Source organism: Bifidobacterium sp. LH_512, from assembly GCF_056356435.1.
Genome location: NZ_JBKEUE010000001.1, coordinates 974,224 through 1,000,100 on the forward strand (window position 1 = coordinate 974,224; position 25,877 = coordinate 1,000,100).

Genomic DNA, 25,877 nt, shown 5'->3' on the forward strand with positions numbered 1-25,877 from the left:
CAATAAGTATAGGTCTCGAAAAGAAACGACGCCCCTGTAACACCCCATATCTGGACTACGGGTTGAGGATAGCAATATCCCCGTTTTACAGGTCAGGAAAGCGCGGTCATCACTCATGCCTCGCCCCATTCCGCCGGCCAGCATGAGGGTTTGGGCAGTTCGTCGAGTCTCGGCAAACCGTTGACGACGTCCAAGGTTTCCATGCTCACCCGGATGACCTTTTCCACGAGATCCACGATGTAGCGTGGGTCCTTGGAATACTCGTTCGGATCGTTGACGATGCCGCTCTTGGCGTCCGTGGTGACCTGGTACTGCTTGATCAACCAGTCGATTGCGGACTTGCCATTGACCACGTAATCGTAGGCACGCACCGGAATGCCCTCGATGGTCAGGTTCTCCGCCACGTTCAGCACCGTCCTATCCGGCACCTTCTTACCGCTCTCGGGATCCTTGACCTTGCGTGGATACGACATCTTCACCGTACGCCCCGGATTCTCGGAATCGCCGATCTCCCGTACCGGCCACGGTTCGACCTTCTCGTACCCCAGATGCAGTTTCGCGAGCCTGCGCCCGGCCTCCTCGAACTTCTTGAAGTCCCGTGCCAGCGGTATGCGCGGCAGCTCCTTGGACAGGTTGTTGGCGAACCTGGTCCGGTACTCGCGGCTGTGGAGGATCCCGTACACGTAGTAGAAGATGTCCTCCTTACTGATCGGCAGCCCCGGATACGCCTCGCGGAACACGTTCAGACCGGTATCGGTGACGGCGTCATGACGCACCCAATGTTCCGATTCCGCCGACCTGCTCTTCTTCGACATCTTGAACATGCCCTGACGCATGGGATCGGCGAACAGTTCGTCATCGAGCGTTCCAGGATCGGGATACTCAATTGTCTCCGGTTCCACCTTCTCATACCAATACAACGGGAAACACTGTGTTTTCCCCACATAATCTAGACAGGGGGGTACGTTGGTGATCAGACAAGAAAAATTCCGGCTGCCGATGCCCGAGATACATATTTCATAATTATTGACTTCTTTCTCGGGAAACAATGCTGGTTGACTACTCGGACGCTCAATCATTTTAGGGTTGAAGTACAGCCATTGCTTGGAAAAAGGTCTATACATCGCGGCACGTATGGCTTTGCTGTCGTACGGAATTGGTTCCCTGCTCTTAAGTCGCTGACGCAATCCTGCGGTCCATTTGATTGCGGACGGATCAGCGGTTTCATGACCGTTTCTAATGCTGTTTTCGTAAGCTTTGGACATGCGTTCAGCATTAAACTGTAGAGACGCTTTCCCATAGTTCCAAACCCATGTATCGCGATTCGTGGACACTCCTAAAGCGGTCTCTCTATACATGCGCTTGATCGGGATGAACTGGTAGAAGGAGTCGTCGCGCTGATCGAGCCAGTCGCCGTATCTGTCCTGGCTGAGAATGGTATATTCGGGATCGGCGTCCACGGTCTTTTTGAGGATTTCGAGTTTCTCGTCGCGGCTAAGGTAGTCGCCGATATCACGGTAATGGATGACACCATGATGGTTAGAACCGGGGTTCTTGACCAGCATGGTGATCGCAATGGTCGCGCGAGATCCGGAGTCGAAGATCTTGCCTCCCTCACGGCGTGATTCCTCGCCTTGCGTTCGCTGGTTGCCTCGGAGGTTGTAGACGTAGATGTCATTGAACTCGTGGCTGAAGCAGCGGCGTACGCCGGCGCTGGATGCTCCGGTGAGCCATCCGCCGTTGGATACAAAGCAGACAATGCCGCTGCCGCCAATCCTGTCGCTTGCCCAACGAAATGCACGGATATAGTGGTCGTACAACTTGCTGTTCAACGTAGCATTCGATTCAGCCACGTAAGTCTGTTCGATGCGCGCGTCCAAGGACGGGTATTTGGTGTTCTGGTTGCCGGTGTTGTCGATGTCGCCGGCCCGGTAGGGTGGGTTGCCGATGATGACCTTGATCGGGGTGTTGAGCTGTTGTCTGACGCGCTCGGAGTTCTCCGAGAACAAGCCGGCATCCATGGTGTCGCCTTCTTCGCTCATCTGGAAGGTATCGGTGAGTAGGGCTCCGGGGAATGGCTTGTAGTCGCCGCCCATGCGCTTGTGGTAGGACTGTTCGATGTTGATGTCCATGATCATGGAGGCGAGGGGCACAATCTCGTTGGAGTGCAGGTCGTTCTCGTACTTGTACGGGAGGTCCCGGTCGCTGATGAGGGTTGTGTCCTCGATGAGGCGGCACATGTAGGTGCCGGTGCCGGCGAACCCGTCGAGCACGTGCACGTCGCGGTCGCCCAGTGATTGGCCGAACTCGCGTTGCAGGGCGCGCTGGACCATGTGCAGTTGGGCGTCGACGACCTCGACGGGCGTATACACGATGCCCAGCTCGGCGGCCATGTCCTTGAACGCGACGCTGAAGAAGTCGTTGTAGATCTCCTTGACGAGGTTCTGCCTCGCGCCGTCCGACACGACCTGCGCGGCGCAGGTGCGCACGCTGTCGTACAGGTCCTCCAGACGCCTGTCGCCCAGCTGACGGGGCAGACCGGCCTCGTAGAAGTCCTCGAGCGCACGATCCATGCCCTTGACGATCGGATTGTTGTCCAACACTTCGGGATTGTCGAACAGGCTGGCGAAGATCGGGCGGGTGACCTCGTGCTGGGCGAGCACGCTGACCGCCTCGACCGGCGTGTAGTTGGAATTCAGGCTGTCACGCAGCCCGGTGAGGAACAGGTCGAACCCGTCCTTCGCGGCCCCCTGCTCGACCAGATGGCTGATGGTGGCCGCGCGGCTCGTGGTGATCTCGGCGATGTCGCCGGTCCATTCGCCCCAATAGATCCGGGTGCCGCACTTGCGGACGATCTGCGCCTGGATCGATTCCGCCAGTTCGCGCAGGTCGTCGAGCTGGAACTCGCCCTGTTTCATGGATTTGGGATCGTCCGGGTCGCTCGGCTCCGGATCGCCGGGATGCTGCTCGTTCTCTCCGATATGATGCTTGCCGGATTTTTTCCGCCGATCCACGAGCCGGTTCTCGTCGAGCACGTCGACCTCGACGATATGGCTCAATGCCTCCGCGTCGCCTAACGCGGCCGCGTTGATCTTGGCTTCCAAACGTTCGTCATGGCCGCGCAGCGCGTTCACGACCTGCCAGACGATCTGGTATTCCGGGCTGTTGGCCAGACTGATGGTCGGGTCCATGCCCTTGGGCACGAAGATCGGCAGGATGATGTACCCGTACTCCTTGCCCGGGGCCTTGCGCATCACACGGCCGACGGACTGGATGATATCGGTACGCGACTTACGGCTGCTCAGATAGATGATCGCATCCAATGCGGGCACGTCGATGCCTTCGGCCAGACAACGCGCGTTCGACAGGATATGGCAGGCGCCGTCATCCTCGGCCAGATCGGCGAGCTTGCCCGCGCGCGTGACCGCGTCCATGCTTCCATCGACATGATCCACCTCGAAGGTGATGTTGCCGGCCTCGTCCATGAGGGCCTTGCGCTCCTCCTCGTTCTCATCGCCCAACGCGGCCGTGTACGCGTTGATGACGTTCTGGAATTCGTTGCTCAACTGTTTCGAGGCTTTGATGCTCGCGGCGAACGCGATCGAATGATGCAGGAGACGGCCCGCATCCTCGTCCCCTTCGAACCGCGCGTGACGGCCCACGCCCTTGAGGTCGCTGGCGTGCCGACGGTCGAAAAGGGCCTTCCAGATACCGACGAATTTGGCCTGGTCATCGACCTTGATTTCCGCGCTTCCTGTGATTTCGGCGAGACGCTGCTGCATGCTGGCGGGAATCATGCTCTCACTGATCTGCATGACCACGATCTTGTAGTCGGTCAGGATGCCCTTCTCCACGGCCTTGCCAAAACCGAGCTTGTAGCACAAGCGGCCGTACGTGTCCACGTCATCCATGCTGGCGACGGCGACCGCTCCCATAGTCTCCGCCTTGGTCTTCGCGCCCGTATCGTAGATGCGCGGCGTGGCCGTCATATACACGCGCTTGCGCGCGTGCAGGAAATCATTGTCGTGAACCTTTTGGAAAGCGCCTTCCTCCTTGACCATGCCCGTGGTGCGGTGCGCCTCGTCGCAGATCACCAGATCGAAGTCCGGCAGGCCCAGCTCCTGCGCCTTGGCGACCACGTCGATCGACTGGTACGTGCTGAACACCACGTTCAACGCGTCCTCGCGCTGTTTGAAGCGTTCCGCGATCGTATAAGCGTTCGTGGTCGCCGGATAGGGGATGTCGGACAGTTGCCCGTAGCTTTCGTCCACGACCTTGGAGGCCTTGCCGTCCGAGCAGACGACGTACGTGTTGATCCTGCCGCGCACCTGGTTGACCCAGCTGCGCATGGTCTGCGAGACCAAACTGATCGAGGGAGCGAGGAACAGGACCGTGCCGCCCGGGCACAGTTCCTCCGCCAAACGCAACGACGTCAATGTCTTGCCGGTGCCGCACGCCATGACCGCCAGCGCACGGTCATGATCCTTCAATTCTTTTTTGATGGCGTCGATGGCCTCACGCTGGTAGTCGCGCGGCTCGTAGATGACACGGCCCGCACTGACGCCCGCGCCGGTGAACGGCGACCAGTCGATGTTGGCGTTGCGGATCCAATCCAAGTCGATGCGCACGATGTCGCGATCGGCATGCTCGCTGATATAATTTTCCAGATTATGGCTGATCGACGGGGCGGTGTCCGCGATGATGTAATGCTTGTACCGCGCGTCGGCCATCGCCGTCATGAAGAACGTGCTCACGTCCAAGTTCGACAGCTGCTTGGAATAGCATTTCGCCTGGATCGCCCAATACTCGCCGTCCATGTCCTGGGCGACCAGATCGATGCCCGTGTCCTGACGGCCGGGATTCAACGCTTCCGGCGCGTCATCCCACATCCACACGTTCGCGAAACGTTCAGCCCATGCCGGATCATGCTGCAGGAAATACTGGACCGCCCGCTCCCAACGCGTGCCCTGCTGCCGCAGATCGGCCGAATCGGAAACGATCTGATCAAACACCTCATCAACGGTCGTAACCATACGCACGACATCCTTTCACCCCGGGCGACACTGTTCCGCTCTCAACTGTACCGAATCACAGTCGAAAACCATCCGGAGACAAGCCCGAATGACAGACATTATTCAGAAAAGGATATCGGGATATGGGCGAGCCAATGATAGCGCTCTGCGACTTCCACAAAAAGCGACGGCGGAGCAGCAGCCCCCGGCAATACGCTCAGCAATACACGCCTAGTTTCCGTGCCTCGGAGCGCAATGCGGTGACGATGCAGTCACGCGTGATCTCGATTGCGCGAGGATTCAAGCTCTCCGTATTGCACAGTTCCATCAATACGCTGATTGAATAGTTCGTCACGGACGGCAGGATTTGAGTCAGAGCCGCGAAATATGGGCCGCATCCGACCTTGGACGCCGCACAGGCTACATGGTCGTAAAACCTCCACAGACGGTCATCCGCCTCCGCCTGCTCCCGAGCGGACAAATCCGGCAAATCGGCGAAACGTTGCGGCACGTCGTACATCATGATCCCGTCCAACCCGACCTCGGCCAGATCGGCCAGCTCGGTGTCGGACGGCGGGTCCGGTAGGGACATGATGATGTGACGGGCGATATCGTCGGGCGTGGTCATGACGGCATTCCTTTCTACATAATAAGTATCGGAACGCTTGCCTTCTATGCAGGCAAAAACGGAACAGCCAAAACCAACGCGACTACACGATTAATATCAGGAATTCGACTGTTCCGCCCGCCTGACAATCATCATCCAACCGGTTAGGCCAGCCTCAGTTGCTCGCACCCTGGCCGAACGCGATGCCCTCGTCACGCCAGCCGTTGCCGACCGCCACATCCAACTCATGACGGCTCAACGTCCACAAATGATCATCCTGACTCTTGCTGTAGCCACGATACACGGTCGCCATCGAATCATCGTAGCGGAACGCGACGCCCTCATACCGCCAGCCGTTCGCCATCAGATGATCACGCTCGGCGGCGGACGCGGTCAGATGATGCCGACGCGTGCCGCTCAGATGATAGAGACGGTACACGGGGTAGCCTTCGGTGCCGTCCTTGTCGTACACCTGGAACGCGATGTTCTCCCCACGCCAGCCGATCGAAACCAGATGATTGTACTCGGTCGCGTTCATCGTATACAGGTGCTCACCGCTGTTCGGATTGTACAGGCGGTACAGGGGTAGCGTCCCATCCCCGCTCGGTTCGGACGGTTCGGCCGGCTCCTGACCCTGCAGATATATGTTCCCGCCGGTGAAATAATAGCTGCGGCTCGACATGCCGCTCGAGTCGATGAAGAACACACTGCCATAGCCGCTGCCATTGCTGACCTTCGCCGTCCAACCCGACGGCAGGCCGCTGATGACGACATCCCCATTGACCGTATAATCGGTCGTATTCTGATCGAACGGCAGACGCTGACCGGCCACCGTGAATGTGATGCCGGACAGATCATCCACATCCGCGGCGGGCTGCTCCTCCTGGATGAAAATCCAATGCATGGTGAACTGGCCGTCCGGGCTTTGGGCGTAGTAGATGCTCAGATTATCGGGGTTCTCCTTCCACTGGGTCCAACCGGCGGGGACGCCCTGAACCCCGGTATGGGTGTCGCCGCTAGACCCCCAGGGGAAATAATAGGGGCCGGAACTTCTGTAATCGAAACCTTCGATTACGTGGGCCTGATCATAATCGGGAGCATCCGGATTCCAATCGAACCACAGAGCCTGCGCATTCTTCAGATCTTCAATACCGTACGAGGATGACAGCGTCTGGACTCCCCCGTCCGCCGACGTATCCGTCCCGTCCGCGTAGGCGGCCGCCGGGGCCGCGAACGTCACCGTCAACGCAAGCGCGACCGCCACTCCGGTCGCCTTCTTCCCATCCCAAACCATGTCTTCGTCTCCTTTGTGAAAAAGCATTGACTTGATTGCGTCGAATCCGGATCCCGCCACATCCCACCATTGGGTATGGGTAAGCCCGGACCTGTCAATACATGCGTCCCCGGCCAGACGGCAAACGCCGAACCGCCTACGACGCCCATTTCCAATCATAGAAGCGAATAAAAACCACGACGCGCGGGGCAGAAAACAAGAAGCGGGCAATATGCTGATCGATTGCATGATGCCGGCAGGGACACCTGCGCATGCGGGATTTACCGACGTCCGAGAGAAAAACGCACCATTCCAACGATTCGTTGACATGGGGACACCGGACAGTGGAAACTGATGCACATAGACATGAGTAAGGACCTCAAAAATCGGTGTCCTTTTGTCCCCTTACATGAAAATGGCGGAATATCAAGCGTCCGAGAGGGGACACCGGCAGTGTCCCCCGATGTCCCTTGATGTCCTTACATGTTAGAGGGCAGGGCCGGAGATACGGCATGGCCGCAATCGTCCATACGCGCTGATGGAGTCATTTTGACTTCGTACATATATATGAATCCCATAGGCCATCCTCACTGGCAGGCGTATGGATAAGTCGCCGCGACACGCGCAAATGCCGGTTTTGTGACTTTTCCCGCCTCCTAAAAAACGGCCTCTACAAAACCTTCACATATTTTCCGACACGCCGCACACCTCGAAAATCCCTCTTTTTCCACTTCGCTTTGCCGCAAGCGAAATTGTGATATTCCTCACAGAAAATAGAAACCCCGGGGGCGAACCGGGGTTGCAGAATGGCGGGATTACTACGCTTTTTAACCTCGCTCACTTCAAGGTACCGTACTGGTGTCGGAAAAACAAATCACTTCAGCGTTTTCTGACATAACAACGTCCACACGCCATCCTAAATTCCGGAATTTTGACCTCCCGGCCGCCTGCCGAAATGATCCGACCATCGGATTGGATATTTCCCGATTTTCCGCCATTCCGCCCTCGCTATGATGGGTCCCACGCCGCAGGGCGAGCGGCGCGAAAAAAGAAAAATCAAACCATAGCAGAATGGCGGAAGCATATGGATGACAACAACAATCCAATCGCAAAACTGAACACTGTTACGGAAGCCTTCGCCGGCAGGCTGGCGGAGGCCTACCATCTGCCCCCGCAGTACGCAAAAGACATCAGGAAGGTCCGCTGGTGCTGCGACCGGGATCCGTTCGCGGACACAGACTATGCGGCGGTACGCATGCAGAACCAGACGGTCTGCGACGGCAAGCTCCTGTATCCCAGCACATCGGAGCTGCCGGTCTGGGTAGTCTGCGCGGCCGGCGAGATGGCCATCGGCGATCTTGCCGTATCCGTGGACGGGCAGACGACCTACCGTCTCGATCACGGGATCAATCTCGTCACCGACCCCGCGAAACTGCCCGCATCATACGTGCCCTGCCCCCGGGTCAGCGCCGTCCTGCGGGCCGAGAAAACCGAGCAGAACGGTGATATCGAAATACTGATCCGTCAGACGCTCCTCGACCTCGACCGGATCATCATCGGCGGCATCACATGGCACTGTTCCGACGGCGAGATCAAGGCCGTCTATTACGGCGGGACTGATGATCGTAAATGGATCGTCGCCTACCGTTTGGACGGGGGCGAATGGCAGGGGCTGCTTCCCAACGGGCGGACGGAGACGGATACCTGCGACCTATCGGAAGAGGCGTTGGAAGCCCTCCGGCACCCGACCATCGGCGGCCGCGACACCCGACAGTTCGGCACTATTGAACTGCTGCGCAAACGGCGCAACGCCGGCGACTGCCTCCGTAGCGGCTGCGCCGACGCCGGGTCCGCACGCAACCTGCTCATGCTGCTCGCTGCCCCCTATCTACGCGACCACGCCGAGGAGTGCGTGGTCCTGCAAGGCCCCGGCAGCATCGGCAAAAGCTCCATCCTGAACGACATGAGGGATTTGGGATATCCGACCTCCCACTTCAACCTTCCGATCGACTCCCTCAGCCACCCGGTTGCGCTGACGGCCGAGAACGCGATGTACAACCTGGCGAGCAAGATGCTCGCCCTCTGTGATGACTACGATCCGCACGGCAACTGGCCCGCCGCCATCGCGAAGTTGAAGCCGATCCTGACCGGCACCCTGCCATCCCCTCCTCGTCTACAGGGCAAAAACGCGATGACCGAAATCACGAAGGCGCAATCGTTCGTCCTGATAACCACGAACAGCATCCTCCCGCTGTCGTCCGATTATTCGCAACAACGGCGCTTCGCGTTCGCGACCATCTCAACACCCGGCTGGGCGAAAAGCTATCGGATGCAAAAATCCGTCCTCACGTTCGACGCCTTCATGCTGGCGTCGGCATTCGAGTGGGCGGCCGCTCAGGGGAGATTCGTCCACGGCGTACCCCAGTACGCCTCCGACGCGGAGATCAGCGCGTCCGTCGCGAGCATCATCATGACGATCGTGACGGACGGCTGCGTGCTCGGTGACGAGCTGAGGCGTGCCGGCATCACGGCCAAGTCGTTGGGATTGGAGCGCAGGCATCCGACCGCCGCATACTGCAAGCTTCATAATCTGCACCGTGACACCACCTTCGCGTATTTCGCACCTCGACCGGGCAGCGCCGGATATGCCATCTGGGCTCCCCAGCTTGACGCCGTCAAGGCCGCAACAGCAAGAGAAGAAGCCGAACGCATCAAGCCAGTCCCGGACGGCGGCAACATGCCGGCGGGCTTGGAGTCGGTGGCGTCCTGGTCCGACGTGCTGGCGGCTGCGGGCGCGCGCACGGCACTCTTCCCATGCATCGCACATGCTGAAGGAGAACGGAATCGCGTGAAGGCGCCGGACACGCCACTGCTCCAGCGGCTCACCGACGGCATCACAAGTTGGCAACAACTAGCCAAACAGATGCCGGACGCCTGCCGGGATCATCTGAACGAGAGCGACGCGTGGGGCATGACGCTCCTTGACAACCGGTATGTGTGGATCGACTGCGACTGCCATGCCACCGGCAAGGACAGCGGCTGGCATACTATGCAGGACGCGGTGGGCCCGTACGGATCCGACACGTTGCCACGCACGTACATAGTCCGCACGCCGTCGGGTGGCGTGCACTGCCTGTACCGTTTGCCGGAGGGCAAGACGTTGCCGACCCATGCCAACGGCGACAGTCAGGTGGACTTGCGTGCCGCCATGACCGGATACGTGCTGGCCGGAGGCAGTAGGATCGATACTGGCGACTACCAGCCGGTGGATGTCCCCGCCGACATGCGGGAAGTGCCCGTCATGTCCGACATGCTGTATGCGTGGCTGTTGGACACCACGCAGCCCGACAAGGCGAAGCGGCCGCTATACCGTCTGACCCCTGTCGTGTCGGATTCGCCGGATCGGCGGTCATGGCGTGGCCGGAGTCCTTTCGCGGGCATGGACGCGGCATCCGCGGACATGGCTCCGGGTATCAAGGTCGATGGCATCCCCTTCCGCCTGCATCCACCAACCATGACGGAGCACGCCGTGCATGACGCCATGTGCCGATGGTTTTACGGATTGGCCCAGAAAGCGCGCGAGGAGCGTCTGGACGATACGACTGTAGCCCGGCTTTTCCGTACGGCCGTCGGTCAGGTCCCGTCATGGCATGACCGGCAGGATACGCTGCGCTGCATGCAGGACGCGTGCGATCAGGCGGGGATCCCCTGCCCGACGATCTGACCACCCCCTGTGTAGGGGCATGAATCGAAAGGCCTTCGCCATCGAGACGGAGGCCCTTCCCCTCACTATATTTTCTTCACGCGTATGAGGGAATCTGTATATGATTGATTTTACACGGCGTCCGTGGAACGGATACACGGAACTGGGCACGTACAAACGTCTAACCGCCGCCGGTATCGGCCCGTATCTGGCATTGCTGATCACGCTGGCCGACGATCAGGGCGGCACGATACCCGACCGGTGGCGGCGCATCATGGATGATGACCAGTCTGCACCCCTGGACGACGATGAGAGGGAGACCTCGAAAGAGTACGAGGCTTTGTGCACGCAATACCTTGCCTCGCATCCCGACGCGCCGCAGGACGCTTTGGCCGGCGGCGCGGCAGAGCTGCTGACTCGGCTTATCGAGCAAGAGCCTGCGGGCGAGCAGCAAAAACCATCGGAATCGGATCCGCACCCCGCTCGCACGACCGAGGTGCGACCACCTATCGTCTGCCATAACTATGCACCCGTCCAACACATACGACAGACGGACGAATGGCAACGGCTCGTGGCGCACGGCATGGGCAGGACCTACGCCCTGCTGATCGTCGCGCTGATCGAGCGTGGCATCGACTATGATCCCGTCGCCACGCGCGTGGCGGCAGGCACGTCTGATGCATGGCTGGGTGGCAACGATGCAATCATCCGCGACAAGATGGCCCGCGTCTATTCGGCCGACTGCGGGTACGATGGCGAGGTCTTTGTATCGACCGCATACGCCTATCTGATTGAGATCGCCGAATATTGCAAGCGGATGGGCATCCCGCACATGACCCTGGCGTCGCTTTGGGTAAGGCAGGCATTGCATCCCGCATCACAGCCGATCGCGTCCGCATAGTCGTATGCCAAGGTCGGCAACCGTCGGCTTATCGGCAAATAAGCAATAGGAGGTACAGCATGCGTCGCATACCCGTTGACCCGGGAGCCTTGGGTGATGCACGATACGTGCAGTCGACGACGAGGACCACGCCGGATGGCGCGATTGTGATGCGCGATGGCATACCCGTGCAGCGCGTCAGTGTATTGGTCAAGCCAAAGGACGACAAGCCCGAGGTGATCGAGATCAACGTAGCCAATATGACCCCAATCACAATGGACGATAATGCGAAGGTGCGGATCGAGGACTTGACCGCGCTCCCGTGGGCGAACGAGGGCAGGTCCGGGATCAGCTGGAATGCGAAGGCGATCAGCCAGATAGGAGGTATCCCAAAGCCATAACGATACGCTGATACAGCGTCATACCGCATAGACAGGGGACGTCAGCCAACCGGTTGGCGTCCCCTGTTTTAAGGAGTACCGTCATGGAGCATCTTGTTTCCCAGTTCATCGGCCTTCTACCGGTCATTCTCCCACTGATACTCGTTGGCATCGTGATCGCACGCGCCGCATACGAGACGCGGGAGAACCACGAGACCATATGCGCGCTATTGCGCATCAAGCCTGATGACAGGTCGGCGGTAAGAGTCACCTACGGACCTGGCCTGCCATTCACGCTAGGGTTTGCCCATACCATCCGCATCCATGTACCGGACAAGCTGATTCCGCGCATCGTAACACCCGAGGATGCGGTCGAAGCAGGTGTGATGATGATGCGATCGCTCAACATGGATGACGCGCAATCCTCCAAACATCGCGCCCGCTACCGCGATTGGACACTCACACGATGAGCATTCGTGTCATACCGCCGCCGCCCGGACGAGGCATCCTGTGGATACGCAACAATCTGGATGGCGGCGTTATCGTTATCCCGCCCGGTATGCACACATTCATCGCGGGTAGGACCGGTTCAGGCAAAAGCCGGCTGATCGGTCAGATAATCATTAATCTGCTGCCCGATATCCTCCATGGAACAGCGATCCTGTTTGGCATCGATTTGAAGGATGGCGTTGAGCTCGGCCCGTGGCGGCGTTGGATGCAGGACCTGGCCGACGAGCCGGACAAGGTCACTCCTTTGCTCAGCCAAATCGACCGGATTCGCAGGGAACGCAATCAGGCGTTGCGCGAGCAGGGGCGGACCAAGGTCGATATCGGCGCGGATACGCCCCTGGTCGTGCTGATTATTGACGAAATGGCAGAGCTGGCGGGCGCGGTCGGCAAGGAGGATCGGACTCGGCAGGAGCAGTGCCAACGTCTGCTGGATCGAATACTGCGTTTGGGGCGCAGCGCGGGAATCACGGTAATCGGAGCATCGCAGGACCCGCGAAAAGAAGCCACGCCCCTGCGTGACAGGTTTCCCAACCGTATCGCGCTGGCCTTGAATTCCCGCGCGGAAACGGTCATGATGATGGGCGAAGACGCTGTCAGGGACGGCTGCACACCGCACACCATCCCGACGGATATGCCTGGCACGGGATACTGGCACGATGCCATGCGTCGGCAGGCGGTACGTTTTCGCACCGTTGACTCCCATGGGCTGGAGGGTTTTAAATGACCATCCGGACAGACGAACAACGAGAGGCACGTCGCAGATCTGATGACCTGCGTCGCTGGCGCGAGGATCAATACGCACGCCGATCACGGTCGCAGGCGTGGCTGCTGGATCGTGCTTCCGGCGGGAGCGGACGATTGAAGTCATGGCAGTTGCGAGACCTGCCGAGACCAGCACGCTGCGGCTGGCCATTGACAGGGACCAGCATCCGACTGCGCAACGGTAAGGCCTATATAGCGGGCGCGGAACATTGCGCCAATCCATGGTGCTGTCCGATCTGCACGCCAATCATCCGCACGCGACGGGCAAGGGATCTACGCACCGCGGTCGAACGGTGGATGGCCGTCGAGGGGCATAGCCTGTGGTTTGCCACATTGACTATTCCCCACGGTAAAACGGATCCGCTCGACGAGCTGCTGCCTCTCGTCTCGGCCGCGTGGGCGCGTATGCGCGGATCGCAGGCATGGAGGCGCTATGCCCGGGACTATGCGATTGAACATTATGTGCGGGCCGCGGAAATCACATGGTCAGCCCGGCATGGATGGCATCCCCACCTGCACATCCTCCTGTTCACCGCCAGTCACACGGTCCCGGACCGTAAACAAATCACGGAGATGTGGGTGGCGAACCTGCACGCCATCGATCCCGCGAGGAAAGCTCCTTCCAAACGTCACGGCGTGCTACTGGAGGAGGTTGACGGGAAAACCGTGATCGCCGACTATCTGGTCAAGCCGCCGGACAGACGCAGGGACATCGCGTCCGAAATCATCCGAGGCGACCGCAAGTCGTCACGGAGCAATGACGGAATCAACCCCCTCCAACTCCTGGACGATGACGTGACTGGCGAACTCGGCATGGACACGGCAAAACGCCTGTGGATCGAATACGTGGACGTGACCAGACGCCGACGCACAATCACCTGGAGCCGGCACCTGCGGCATGATATGGGCATCACCGGCGACGAGCCTACCGACGAGCAGATCATCCGACAATCCGTACACGGCGTACCTGTCTTGCCGTTGACCATCGATCAGTACCGCATGCTGCGCACATCGCCATCAATCTATGCTTTTGCATTGCAACATATCGAGAACGGCGAAGTGCCCATCGCCGTACAAGTCATCGAGGAATGCACCGCACCGGCGCGCAATTAGTCGCGTATTAGTTACCGAGCCGCCCCCTTGCCGGCTAACGCCGGCCGGGGGCTCGCCCGCGCTTACGCGCGGGCATACCAGCATCACATAGCCCGCCAACACAACAGTAATCAGCCAACAATTGATGGCGACGGGAATCGGAGCGGGCAAGCCCGCCGTCTACGGGGACGTCCGGCGTTGAGACCGGACGACGGTATTCATGCATCCTTGCCGGCCGACGGCCGGCGCAGTTTCCCGTTCCCCGCGCACATCATCATGGTTCGTCGGATCCGTCCGTGCAAATCGCCACGCGCGGAATGTATCCCGTCCGTCGATTTGCACGGACGGATCCGACGAACCCTTTAGCTGGCGCCGGGAACGGCAAAAAACAAAGTCACTATTATAAGGAGTGCATCATGAGCGTCACCAACATCACCATCGCACGCATCTGGCATGACATGCAGGCCCCGGAGAAGGGGAACCTGGCAGACCTGGCAGAAGCCATCAATCACAGCTATGCAGTGCGCGACGCCGTATTATTAGCAGCGATTGACGATACCCTAACGCTGGACAAGTTTGCCGAAATCGTCAAAGATCCTCATGGCACGAAGGCTGAAATGGAACGCCGTCTAACCCGCACCTATCAGCACCCCGACAGCATCCCGCGCATCCGGACGCAGCGTATCGCCAACGGACTGGCGCAGGAGGGGAAGAACCGGCATCTGGCGCATCCGCTGGCCTCCGCGGCCTACTTGCATTGGATAATCGGCAACTATCAAACCGCGATAGACCTCGCCTACGCCGCCCTGTCAATAGACGAGGACACGTCGCTGGCCGCAATCGTGGTATCGGCGATATGCCACGGCATCGGCTGGGGCAGGTAACGTAATTAACCGCGTTTATGTACTAAAGCAGGATCTCCCGGTTGATGACGGCCGCGACCTCGCCGGTTCTGCTGGGCCACAGGTCCGCGTACGTGTCCAATGTTTCCGCCGCGGATGCATGGCCCATGACCGCCTGCAAGGTCTTCACGTCCGCGCCGCTCCGGATCGCCAGACTCGCGTACGTGTGCCGCAGCGAGTGTATCGTCAACCCGTCGATGTCATCCATACCCGCGGCCCGCAATGCCGGAGACCAGACCCTATTCCTCCAATTCTGCGTGGTCTGCATGCCCCCGCGTGGCGCACGAACGAGATATTCATCTGCCCCATGCCCATCGGCCAGTCGCATGATTCCGGCGCGTAATCCCTCGGGAATCGGCACTGTGCGGGAACGGTTTCCTTTCGGCGTGGTCTCAATCGTCCGGTTGTTTACATCCACGGACTGGGTCTTCGACACCGACAGCGTCATCCGATCAAGGTCGACGTCGCCGCACCGCAACGCAAGCAGCTCACCGACACGCACTCCCGTATACGCAAGCAGGAACACGGCAATAGCATTATCGTCGTCCATTTCATCGGCGATGGCCTTAACCTCGACCGGGGTCAGATAAACGCGCCGACGCACCGGCACTGCCCGTGGCAGCTTCACCTGATCAACGGGATTGGCCGACAGCCACCCGTTCGACACAGCAAAATCCAGCACGGCCTTGAACACGATCTTCACCACCGAGCGAATGGATTTCGGCGCCAACGGCCGGGCTTGTCCAATTCGCCCGTCACGAGGCGCATCCCCAGAAACAAGCTGCGCTACCCACCGTTGCGCGGCCGCCGTCCCGATACGTCCCAAGGGCACCGTGCCCCAGCGCGGCAGCACCCAAATCCTCAACTCCCGCAGATAACGGGCCTCCGTGGACTGCTTGATACTGCCCCGCAGACCCGTCGCCCAGAGTTCGGCCACCTCGCCAAAGGTGCGTTCGGAATCCTTGGGATTCACGTATTTCGCGGACCTGATGTCGTCCTCCAGACCGGCCCGAAACTCGTCCGCCTTGCGGTAATCCCTGAAATTCCTGCGGTGACGTTCACCGTCCGCCATCCAGTACACGGTCCATCTGGCTCCTTGGCCGAACACGCTGGTCCGGAACTCAACCGGGACCTTTGCCTTCTCGGGATCACCCGTGTGCATTGATAACGCACGCTTCATCGCCGCAGAAGGAGCCACGCGCACCTTCGAGCCGTCATCCAACGTCTTCACCGCATCGGTCAGCCACCGATCGTTAATCCAACTCCTAGCCATGACCGTCACCTATGCGCCCAGACGCGCGCCGCATAGAAGCACGATATGAAGAACAACAGCACCAACACCGGACATAGCCTGCTCACCCCCGGGCAGACCGCCGAGCAGCTCGACATCCCCGTCTCGACGCTCTCACGCTGGCGCAGCGAACGCCGCGAACTGCCGTACGTGACCGTCGGCAGACTCATCCGATACCGGCAGGTCGATATCGACCGATGGATTGACGACAACACCATCAATCCAATCGAATGATCTAAACCAATCCCCGCAATGTACCCGAAATGTACCCGATAACCCTGCACCCGAAAAACAGAATGCCGAAAATCGTTGATTTTCCGCCCTTTTTGTCGGGCTGACAGGATTTGAACCTGCGACATCCTGCTCCCAAAGCAGGCGCGCTACCAAACTGCGCTACAGCCCGTCATGCTCCGTTCGTCAGTACGATGCACTACCGAGCGTGAACACAAGAAGATAGTATAACGCATATTCCTCGTACGACAAGCCGATTTCGTAATTTTGTTTTGCAGCATCACAGGTGTTCGTCTGAGTGGGATCGCTCGTCCGCCGCATGCGTATTCGCTGCACTACAATTGGCCCCATCGGGGCTATTCCGACACAAGGAGGGGGCTATGGGACGTCATCAGCGTGCCGAGACCACCGGTTTGGTTTCTTTTTTCTTGTGCGCTTGCATCGGCGCGGTTTCCATGATTGTCTACCTGAACACCGCTCCCGCTTTCTGGCAGCTCATGCAGCGCCGTCTTATGTTCAGTGCGGGCACCGTGGCCGCATGCGCCGTCATATCGTTCTGTGTCGGCTATATCGGACGCTCCCATTCATTCACATTGAAGCGGGGCTGGCTGAATCCTTTAAGACGGCTGTTCGAAACGCTCGCCTTGTCTGCCGTCTATGCGGCGACGGTGTTTCTGTCGGTATTCGCTTTGCTTAACGCGGTGAATAATATGATGGGCAGCGCTATATTCATTCACTATTTACCTGCGGTGTGCGCCGGCTGTGCAGGTGTGGTCGGATATATGACGTTTGTGCAAGCGCAGATGATGAATGCGAAGACGTTGGCCGCATTGCTTCCGTTCTTTGTCGTGTCGGGCGTGTGCACGGCCGGCTTGACGACCGAGGATCCGAATTGGTATCACAATAACTTTTCCCAGTTGGGTGACAGCACCACGTTTGCGGCGACGATGTTCAACGCCACGCTGATCATGTGCGGCATCTGCGTGATCATCGTCAGCTATTTCTCCGTGTCCGAATTGGTCACTACCGAGCGTCTGCGCCGCCTACAGCTGGAGCATGACCGGAGTGAGCCGAATCATGGGTTTGAGATTTCGCATTTCATGCTGCGCATGACCATCCTGTCCATCCTACTGACTCTCGCGGGATTGGCGTTCATGGGCATCGGCATGTTTCGGTATACACCGCACAAGATCGTGCATAACATGTTTGCGAAAAGTCTGCCGGTGATCATGGCGATGCTGTTTTTGTCGCTTCCGTGGCTGGCTCCTCGCCTGTCGAAGGCGATGATGGCGATTTCCGACATCGGTGGTCTGATATGTGCGTTGTTCTGGATGAACATGATGTCGGGCAACGATACGTTGACCAATGTGGAGGCTTTGGCAGGCTTCATGTTCCTAGGATGGTTCATCGTGTTTTCCCGTCAGATTGCCGCAATCGAATCCGATCGTGTACAGATGCAGCTGGCGATGGTGCAGACGCACAACAATATTCTGAACGCGGATGTCTCCGATGGCGGCGGAGCTGTTCTGGAGTCACGCTTGACATCCGATCGATGATGACTGGCGATCGAATAAATCGCATCGAACACGCGACATCGTCGCCAGCCGTCATATCCGCCAAAGCACGGACAGCATTCCCCGATCAGCGTTCCTTTTCGTCGTCGCTGATCAGCATCATGAAGCTGCGCGCCTGCGCAGTAATCATGAATCCGGCCTCATAATTGAGTTCCGGCCCTTTGGGATTATGCGTGTCGACAATCAGACGCCACTTTCTGCCATACCGTTCATCCGGCAGCGTAAACATCAACGGCTCGTAATGCGCGTTGAAAATCAGCAGGAAATCGTTATCGATCATCCTGTTGCCATACCAGTCGGCTTCCGGAATGTCGGAACCATTCAAGTAAATCATCACAGAGAAGGCGTGGGTGTTCTGCCAATCCGCCAAATCCATGATGGATCCGGTATGGTCCAGCCATTCGACTTGCGGAATGACGGAAGCGTCTTCACCGGGCTCACGCCCGGTGAAGAAACGACGCCGGTGCAACACGGGATGCTCCAGCCGTAGATGGATAAGTTTGGACACGAAATCGAACATGTCCCGCTGTTCTTCGGACAGATCCCAATGTGTCCATGAGATTTCATTGTCCTGGCAGTAGGCGTTGTTGTTGCCCTGCTGCGTACGGCACACTTCGTCGCCGCCGCAGATCATCGGAATGCCCTGGCTGAGCAGCAGCGTCGAGAACATGTTGCGCATCTGCTGCATACGCAGATTGTTGACATCGCTGATGGTGGTAGGGCCTTCCACGCCGCAGTTCCACGAACGGTTGTTGTTTTCGCCATCTCGGTTGCCTTCGCCGTTGGCCAAGTTGTGCTTGTCGTTGTAACTGACCAAATCGTTCATCGTAAAGCCGTCGTGAGCGGTGACGAAGTTCACGGAGGCGACCGGGCGTCGTCCGTTCATCTGGTACAGGTCCGAACTGCCCATCAAACGGCTGGCGAATTCCGGCAACGTGGACGGCAGCGAGCGCCAGAAGTCGCGGACGCAGTCGCGGTAGCGTCCGTTCCATTCGGACCAGCTGGAGGGGAAACCACCGACCTGGTAGCCGCCGGAACCCAAATCCCATGGTTCGGCGATGAGCTTGACGCGGCTGATCACCGGATCCTGTTCGACGATGTCGAAGAAGGCGGACAGTTTGTCGACTTCCTGAAACTGGCGTGCAAGGGTTGCGGCCAGATCGAATCGGAAGCCGTCCACGTGCATTTCGGTCACCCAATAGCGAAGACTGTCTGTGATGAGCTGCAGCGCGTGCGGCGAGCGCATCAGCAGGGAGTTGCCTGTACCGGTGGTGTCGAAATAGTGCTGACGGTCGTTATCGACCAATCGGTAGTACGCTTGGTTGTCGATGCCCTTGAAACTGAGGGTCGGGCCTCGGTCGTTGCCTTCCGCGGTGTGGTTGTACACCACGTCGAGAATCACTTCCATGCCGGCCTGATGGTAGGCCTTGACCATGGATTTGAATTCGTTGACCTGTTCGCCGCGCTGTCCCGAGCTGGAGTAGGCGTTATGGGGCGCGAAGAAGCCGATGGTGTTGTAACCCCAATAGTTGCTCAGGCCTTTGTCTTGCAGGAAGCTGTCATTGACGAATTGGTGGATCGGCATCAGTTCGATGGCGGTGATGCCAAGTTTCTTCAGGTACTCGATGACAGTCGGATATGCGAGGCCCGCGTATGTGCCGCGAATATCCGGCGGCACGTCCTTGTTGAGGTTGGTCATGCCGCGCACGTGCACTTCGTAGATGACCGAATCATGATATGGGATGTTGGGATGCCGGTCGGAGCCCCAATCGAAATATGGGTTGACCACGGCGGCTTTCATGGTGTGCGCTGCGGAATCGAGCGTGTTCATGTCGCCGTTGTCGTGCGGATTGCGGAACCAGTATGAGAACAGGCTTTCATCGCCGTCGATGTTGCCTTCGATGGCTTTCGCATACGGGTCGAGCAGCAGCTTGTTCGGATTGCACCGCAAACCGTTCACAGGATCGTATGGGCCATATACGCGGTATCCGTAGCGCTGCCCCGGCTGCAGTCCGGGTATGTAGTTGTGCCATACGTATGAGTTCTGTTCAGTCATCTCGATACGGGTTTCATTGTCGTTCTCGTCGAACAGACACAATTCCACCTTTTGGGCGACTTGGGAGAACAGAGCGAAGTTCACGCCGGCGCCATCGTAACTTGCGCCGAGCGGATACGTCAAGCCGGGTCTGATTTGCATAATTCTCAGTATCTCACGATTTTCAGTGAACGCGTGTGGTTGAGGTCAAGTTCATCGACGCATCGTCGATTATTTTCGCCTTTTTGAGACGTCTCAACGCCTCATGTTGAACGGCCAGCCACGAATTCGATGATGTGATGCGCGTATGCGTAAGCGTCGTCCACGGCACCCATGCCGATTGCACATGTTCGTCAGCGTCGAAATGCCGCTCCGCCTCATGCCACGCGTCCAAATGCAGCACCATGATGTGGGCGAATTCATCGCACATGCCTTCCGACGAGTAAAAGCCACCGATATAGTCGATACGACACGAATGCCGCGTGTCCGGAACGATTCCCGTTTCTTCATGCAATTCGCGTAAGGCGGCTTCGACCACGGTTTCGCCTTCATCCATCAATCCTGCCGGCAATCCGAAGGCAAACAGGTCGGAGCCTGCGCGATATTCGCGTTCCAACAAATATCGGTCTTCTGCGACGTCATGTACCAGCATGACGACGCAGGGCGCATGCCGCATCACCTGACGACGCACCGTCACGGATTCACCGTTGACGGCGGGCATGGCAATGCGTTCGTCATCGACTTGAAATACGGCGCCGCGATAAACAGTGTCGCATGACAGCGTCGTCGCTTCTCCTGACATGTCGACGATGTCTGAGGATTGCGCAAGATGATGCGCCGCTTCATGAGTCAATGCCGCTTCATCGTCTTCCGGCATGCCGTCAGCATTGCATGAAGTGATCCAAGAGCCTTCCATAAGACTTTCAAGTTTGCTCATCACGCATTCTCCTCACCCAGGCATGGAAAGGAGAACGTCCACGGATCAGTGTTACGACGATTCCAATGAACGGTCGGGCGTGCGCCGGTGGCCTGTTCGATGGCATCAGGAATATCAGTTTGCGCATAATGGAACCACAATGATTCGATGGCGCTGTGCGGCGTGTTGATAAAGGTGGGACGCACTTGCCCATCGCCCTGCCCCAGCATGATGCCGGCGGTACGCATCGCCGCCTCATAGCGGGCCTGCTCGATAGCGTCGGTGACAGGATGATGACGCAGGTCGCTGGTGACATACACATCGACGCCTGCGGCGCGCACATCGTCAAACAATGAATCGCCCGATCCCGGCAGCACCGCGACCGACTGCACCAATTCATCCGGATCCCCGCACACCTGAATCCCCAGTTCCGTATGCGGCAGCACTGCAGCCACACGGGCGGCGAAATCACGCAACGCCATAGGTTCCGGCAAACGTCCGACCCGACCTAAGCCGACAGGATGCGCCGCTGACGGATCATCAATCGGCACAAGCGGCCTTTGATCGACCAATCCGAACAAATCAGCGGTTGCGGTACCGACGCCACGATAGGATGCGTCAGCATTCGTATGACCCACCCATAGCGCGCAGCCATGCTCATTCAGGCGACGCACGATTTCACCGCGAAATCCCAAACCAGACACCGCATGCACGGAACGGAAGAACAGCGGATGATGCGTAATCAGCAAATCAGCGCCTTCGGCAATCGCTTCATCGACAATACGCATCGACGGATCGGCAGCGAATACGATATGGCGAATCTCATGGCGCAAATCCCCTACAATCAGGCCAGGCTCATCCCACTTTTCCGCATATCGCAGCGGATACAGCGTCTCCAAAACGTCAACGACCTGCTTCAACGTGGCCATTCATGGCTCCTTTCCATACGTCGAAGCCGCGAATGGAAACAACCATTCACGGCTTCACACCATTATGCACTCGTCCAATCAGTGTGCGGCAAGCTGCCAATCCGAACCGACGCCAGTGGAAACATCCAACGGCACGGCCATATCAACGGCGTGTTCCATCGCATCCTTTACCAATTGTGTGGCTTGCTGCGTCTCCCCCGACGCGATTTCGACCACCAATTCGTCATGGATCTGCAAAATGATTCGACTGGCCATATTGTTGTCGCGCAATGCAGCTTCGGCGCGAATCATCGCGATCTTCATAATGTCGGCGGCGGATCCCTGAATCGGCGCATTCAACGCGGCACGTTCGGCCGACTCTCGAATCGCACGATTCGGCGACTGCAAGCCCGGGAAATAGCGACGACGGCCGAACATCGTTTCGGTATAGCCGTTTTCACGCGCATCCGACACCAACGACTCCAAATAGCGGTGGACCTTGCCGAACGTGGCGAAATACTTCTGCTTCAACGATTCGGCGGCTTTCGGGGCGATTTTCAGCTGCTGAGCCAAGCCATACGTACTCAAACCGTATGCTAGGCCGTAGCTCATCGCCTTCACATGGCTGCGTTGATCGGATGTGATGTCGTCGACCGGAATCTGATAGACCAGGCTTGCCACATACCGGTGGAAATCGGCGCCGGATCTGAACGCGTCAATCAACGCCTCGTCTCCGGAAAGCTCGGCCATGATACGCAATTCGACCTGCGAATAGTCGGCGCTCAGCAGCGCCTCGTAGCCTTCACCCGGAATGAATGCGGAGCGGATTTCACGACCTGCGGCGTTCCTGTTCGGAATGTTCTGCAGATTCGGGTCGACGGAGCTCAGACGGCCGGTTGCGGCAACGGTCTGTTCGAATGTCGTATGAATACGGCCGTCCTCGCGATTCGTCGCGTCGATAAGCGTCTGCACAATCTGTTTGAGCTTATTCGTTTCACGATGTCGCAGCAGGGCGCCCAAGAACTGATTCGCACGCTCATTATCGACTGATTTGACGTACAAATCCTGCAAGGCCGCGGCATTCGTCGTATACGAGCCGCTTTTCGTGCGCTTCGTAGGCTTCAATCCCATGTCTTCGAACAGGACCTTCTGCAACTGCTTCGGGCTTTGCAGATTCACCTGCGTCCCGGCATTGCGCCAGGCGACCTCCTGCGCGTCATTCGCGTCCGAGGCGAACTGGTCGCGCATCTGCGCCAAACGCATGCTGTCGACCTGCGCTCCGACGCGTTCCATGCCATAAAGCACTTGAGAGACCGGCAGTTCGAGTGCACGCAGCAAACCGAATTGGGCGCGCTCGTCCAGCAAACGTGACAGTTCCACAGCCAATGCGGCCACCATTGCAGCATGTTTGGCCGCGTTTTGCGATGCCGTGGCATCATCGGCGGCGGAATCCGCATCGTCCGACATGTCGTCGAAATCCAACAGTCCCTGCGTCGCTTCCTGCGTTTCCTCTTCAATATGAAGTTTCAGAAAATGTTCGACGGCGTCCTGCAGGGTATCGGCGTGGAAATCCGGATGCACCAAATATCCGGCAAGCTTCGTATCGAACAATGGGACCGGCAGGTCGACGCCGATGGTGTGCAGCAGATGCGACTGCTCCTTGAATCCGTGCATCAGCATCGAATCGTGATGCGCGTCGATAATCGTACGCAGCGCCTCTACTGTCGCATCGTCGAATGGAGCGGCCAATACAACGGCTTTGCCATGCGCGCACAGCGTTATCGAATGCAATTGGGCACGAGCCGGCCTGCTGTCGCCTTCGGCATGAAGCACCCATGCGGCGTCGACGGACTGCGAACTCAACGCATGGTGGTCGATCTTGCCCGCATCGGCGGTACAGGCAGGCCCGCACTGCGTGTGATCGTGCGCTTTCGGACAATGCTGTTGCACCCACTGCATTAACGCGTCAGCGTCGACAACGCCATCAAGGTGTACATCCAGTGGATCATCGTCTTCTTCCGCTGCGATTTTGGCAGAGCTGACCATCTTGGGCTTTTCGCCGCCGTTGAAGGTTTTCAGCACGCGGCTTTTCGTTCTGGCGCCGAATTCCAATTCGCCGAACAGTTCGTCCACTTGTGCGACGTTTAATTCGCCAAAGGTCAGATCGTCGATTTCGACGCCCAAATCAAGGTCTCGCACCAGTGCGTTCACCGAACGGTTCAAACGAACCTGATCGATGTTCTCACGCAAGGCTTCGCCCTTTTTACCGCCGATCTCATCGGCATGTTCGATAATCCCGTCAAGGCTGCCGAACTGGTTGATCCACTTTGCCGCAAAACCGTCACCCACACCCGGAACACCGGGAATATTATCGGAAGTCTCACCCCGCAAAGCCGCCAAATCCGGGTACTGCCACGGTTTGACGTGATATTTCTCCTCGATGGCATCCGGCGTCATATGCTTCAGATCTTTGAAATGATGGCCCGGATACAACACGGTGACGTTATCGGTCACCAGCTGGAAGGAATCGCGGTCGCCGGACAATACCAGCGTGTGATAGCCGGCCTTCTCACCCATGGTGGCAAGCGTGCCGATGATATCGTCGCCCTCATAGCCGGGTTTTTCGATGAACGTCACACCAAGTGCGTCCAACATGCGTTGGATCAGCGGCAGCTGGGTAAGCAGTTCCTCCGGAGCGGCATCGCGCGTGCCTTTGTATTCGGGCAGCATCTCGCTGCGGAAGGTACCGCCCTTCACGTCAAAGGCCACGGCCAAATGGTCGGGATGCTCCGCGTCGATAACCTGCGCCAGCATCGTGGCAAAACCCCAGACCGCATTCGTGGCCTGGCCGTTCTGTGTACTGAAATTCTCTACCGGCAAGGCAAAAAAAGCGCGGAACGCCAGCGAATGGCCGTCAACGACCAGCAACGTTCCGCGCGATGCGCCTTCCGTATTCTGCGGATTAGCGTTCATCCCCTGCTTCCGACTTCTGTTCACCGTACTTGGCGATAATGGCCATGGCCAGACGCTTCTTCGGAATGCGCTGATCCATGGAGGTCTTCTGAATCCAACGGAACGCACCCTGTTCGGAGAAGTCCGCCTTATCCATCAGCAGGCCCTTCGCACGGTCGACGAGTTTGCGCTCCTCAAGCGTCTCTTCGGCCTTCTTCAGCTGCTCTTCAGACTTCTTCAGCTGCTCTTCGGCTGCACGCAGCTTGGATTCGTTGCGCTCCACATTGTCGAGCAGATCGTTGATCTCGGCGAAACGGCCCATAGCGACTTCCAAAGCCGGCAGCAGCTTCGATTCCTCGTAAGGCTTGGTCACATACGCCATGGCGCCGGCGCCGGTGGCTTGCTTGACCAGATCCGGCTGAGAGAACGCGGTCAACATCACCACAGGAGCAATGTTCTCATCGCAGATGACACCGGCGGCGGCAATGCCGTCCATGCGCGGCATCTTGACATCCATGCACACCACATCAGGACGATACTTGCGCGTCAATTCGACGGCTTCCTCACCATTGGCGGCCTCGCCGACCACCTCATAGCCACCGTCCTCAAGCATCGCGACAAGATCCATACGGTTCACGGATTCATCTTCGGCCACGACGACGGTACGCTTATGCGGTTCCTTGGGCTTGATCTGATCGGCGTCGCCCTGGGCAACGGCCTTCAGCTCTTCGGCAGTCAGTACCTCCTCCACTGCGTCGGCTTGATCCGCGGTCTTTTCTCCAGTCATGTCGGCCTCTTTCTATCCTTGCTTGTCTTCGGTTCCCGAATCCGATCCCCGTCATAAGACCC

At 58.3% G+C, this 25,877-nt stretch carries 18 protein-coding genes and 1 tRNA gene; 9 read left to right on the forward strand and 10 right to left on the reverse strand.

Features of this window, described 5'->3' with window-relative positions:
• Positions 1 to 113: 113 nt before the first annotated feature.
• The 3 genes from AC1AWD_RS04240 to AC1AWD_RS04250 all read right to left on the reverse strand — a co-directional run bounded on the left by AC1AWD_RS04240 (position 114) and on the right by AC1AWD_RS04250 (position 6,913).
• Positions 114 to 5,033 carry a type ISP restriction/modification enzyme gene (locus tag AC1AWD_RS04240; RefSeq protein ID WP_476563963.1) on the reverse strand — a complete coding sequence of 1,640 codons (4,920 nt, stop codon included), beginning with the start codon at positions 5,031 to 5,033 and terminating at the stop codon, positions 114 to 116.
• A gap of 196 nt (positions 5,034 to 5,229) precedes the next feature.
• Complete coding sequence (locus AC1AWD_RS04245) at positions 5,230 to 5,640, reverse strand: hypothetical protein (RefSeq protein ID WP_476563965.1); 411 nt, start codon at positions 5,638 to 5,640, stop codon at positions 5,230 to 5,232.
• Positions 5,641 to 5,794: 154 nt separating this feature from the next.
• A complete protein-coding gene (locus AC1AWD_RS04250; protein WP_476563966.1) occupies positions 5,795 to 6,913 on the reverse strand; it encodes a hypothetical protein in 1,119 nt (372 codons plus the stop codon).
• Positions 6,914 to 7,976: 1,063 nt separating this feature from the next.
• Between AC1AWD_RS04250 and AC1AWD_RS04255 the strand changes: the two genes are divergently transcribed.
• From AC1AWD_RS04255 to AC1AWD_RS04285, 7 genes are all read left to right on the forward strand, one after another.
• Positions 7,977 to 10,616, forward strand: coding sequence for a bifunctional DNA primase/polymerase (locus AC1AWD_RS04255; protein ID WP_476563968.1), 2,640 nt, complete (start codon positions 7,977 to 7,979; stop codon positions 10,614 to 10,616).
• A 100-nt stretch (positions 10,617 to 10,716) separates the two neighbouring features.
• Positions 10,717 to 11,496, forward strand: coding sequence for a hypothetical protein (locus AC1AWD_RS04260; RefSeq protein WP_476563970.1), 780 nt, complete (start codon positions 10,717 to 10,719; stop codon positions 11,494 to 11,496).
• A 59-nt stretch (positions 11,497 to 11,555) separates the two neighbouring features.
• The gene (locus AC1AWD_RS04265; protein ID WP_476563972.1) at positions 11,556 to 11,876 is read left to right on the forward strand and encodes a hypothetical protein; all 321 of its coding nucleotides are present in this window, start codon (positions 11,556 to 11,558) and stop codon (positions 11,874 to 11,876) included.
• Positions 11,877 to 11,959: 83 nt separating this feature from the next.
• Positions 11,960 to 12,325 carry a hypothetical protein gene (locus AC1AWD_RS04270; protein WP_476563974.1) on the forward strand — a complete coding sequence of 122 codons (366 nt, stop codon included), beginning with the start codon at positions 11,960 to 11,962 and terminating at the stop codon, positions 12,323 to 12,325.
• Positions 12,322 to 13,089 carry an FtsK/SpoIIIE domain-containing protein gene (locus tag AC1AWD_RS04275; RefSeq protein WP_476563976.1) on the forward strand — a complete coding sequence of 256 codons (768 nt, stop codon included), beginning with the start codon at positions 12,322 to 12,324 and terminating at the stop codon, positions 13,087 to 13,089. Before AC1AWD_RS04270 ends, AC1AWD_RS04275 begins: the two co-directional genes overlap by 4 nt.
• 188 nt (positions 13,090 to 13,277) lie before the next feature.
• Positions 13,278 to 14,240 carry a protein rep gene (locus tag AC1AWD_RS04280; RefSeq protein WP_476563978.1) on the forward strand — a complete coding sequence of 321 codons (963 nt, stop codon included), beginning with the start codon at positions 13,278 to 13,280 and terminating at the stop codon, positions 14,238 to 14,240.
• 395 nt (positions 14,241 to 14,635) lie between these two features.
• Complete coding sequence (locus tag AC1AWD_RS04285; protein ID WP_476563980.1) at positions 14,636 to 15,103, forward strand: hypothetical protein; 468 nt, start codon at positions 14,636 to 14,638, stop codon at positions 15,101 to 15,103.
• Positions 15,104 to 15,125: 22 nt separating this feature from the next.
• Here AC1AWD_RS04285 and AC1AWD_RS04290 read toward each other — a convergent pair whose 3' ends face one another.
• Complete coding sequence (locus AC1AWD_RS04290; RefSeq protein WP_476563981.1) at positions 15,126 to 16,394, reverse strand: tyrosine-type recombinase/integrase; 1,269 nt, start codon at positions 16,392 to 16,394, stop codon at positions 15,126 to 15,128.
• Between the two features lie 45 nt (positions 16,395 to 16,439).
• Between AC1AWD_RS04290 and AC1AWD_RS04295 the strand changes: the two genes are divergently transcribed.
• Positions 16,440 to 16,646, forward strand: a complete 207-nt coding sequence (locus AC1AWD_RS04295; RefSeq protein ID WP_476563983.1) for a helix-turn-helix domain-containing protein — start codon at positions 16,440 to 16,442, stop codon at positions 16,644 to 16,646.
• 95 nt (positions 16,647 to 16,741) lie between these two features.
• Here the strand turns inward: AC1AWD_RS04295 and AC1AWD_RS04300 are convergent.
• Positions 16,742 to 16,815: transfer RNA gene (locus tag AC1AWD_RS04300), tRNA-Pro, on the reverse strand.
• A gap of 208 nt (positions 16,816 to 17,023) precedes the next feature.
• Here AC1AWD_RS04300 and AC1AWD_RS04305 point away from each other — a divergent pair.
• Entirely contained in the window at positions 17,024 to 18,199 is a 1,176-nt protein-coding gene (locus AC1AWD_RS04305) for an ABC transporter permease (protein ID WP_476563985.1), read from the forward strand.
• Between the two features lie 85 nt (positions 18,200 to 18,284).
• On the opposite strand, the gene glgX is transcribed toward AC1AWD_RS04305, so the two are convergent.
• From glgX to AC1AWD_RS04330, 5 genes are all read right to left on the reverse strand, one after another.
• Positions 18,285 to 20,414, reverse strand: a complete 2,130-nt coding sequence (gene glgX / locus AC1AWD_RS04310) for a glycogen debranching protein GlgX (protein WP_476563987.1) — start codon at positions 20,412 to 20,414, stop codon at positions 18,285 to 18,287.
• A 22-nt stretch (positions 20,415 to 20,436) separates the two neighbouring features.
• On the reverse strand, positions 20,437 to 21,129 hold the full coding sequence (locus AC1AWD_RS04315) for an NUDIX hydrolase (RefSeq protein ID WP_476564582.1): 693 nt from the start codon (positions 21,127 to 21,129) through the stop codon (positions 20,437 to 20,439).
• 59 nt (positions 21,130 to 21,188) lie between these two features.
• Positions 21,189 to 22,097: a Nif3-like dinuclear metal center hexameric protein gene (locus tag AC1AWD_RS04320; RefSeq protein WP_476563989.1), complete on the reverse strand. Its 909-nt coding sequence runs from the start codon at positions 22,095 to 22,097 to the stop codon at positions 21,189 to 21,191.
• 78 nt (positions 22,098 to 22,175) lie between these two features.
• Positions 22,176 to 25,049, reverse strand: a complete 2,874-nt coding sequence (gene polA / locus AC1AWD_RS04325) for a DNA polymerase I (protein WP_476563991.1) — start codon at positions 25,047 to 25,049, stop codon at positions 22,176 to 22,178.
• A complete protein-coding gene (locus AC1AWD_RS04330; RefSeq protein WP_476563993.1) occupies positions 25,039 to 25,815 on the reverse strand; it encodes an ANTAR domain-containing response regulator in 777 nt (258 codons plus the stop codon). The genes polA and AC1AWD_RS04330 overlap by 11 nt, the downstream gene beginning before the upstream one ends.
• Between the last annotated feature and the right edge of the window lie 62 nt (positions 25,816 to 25,877).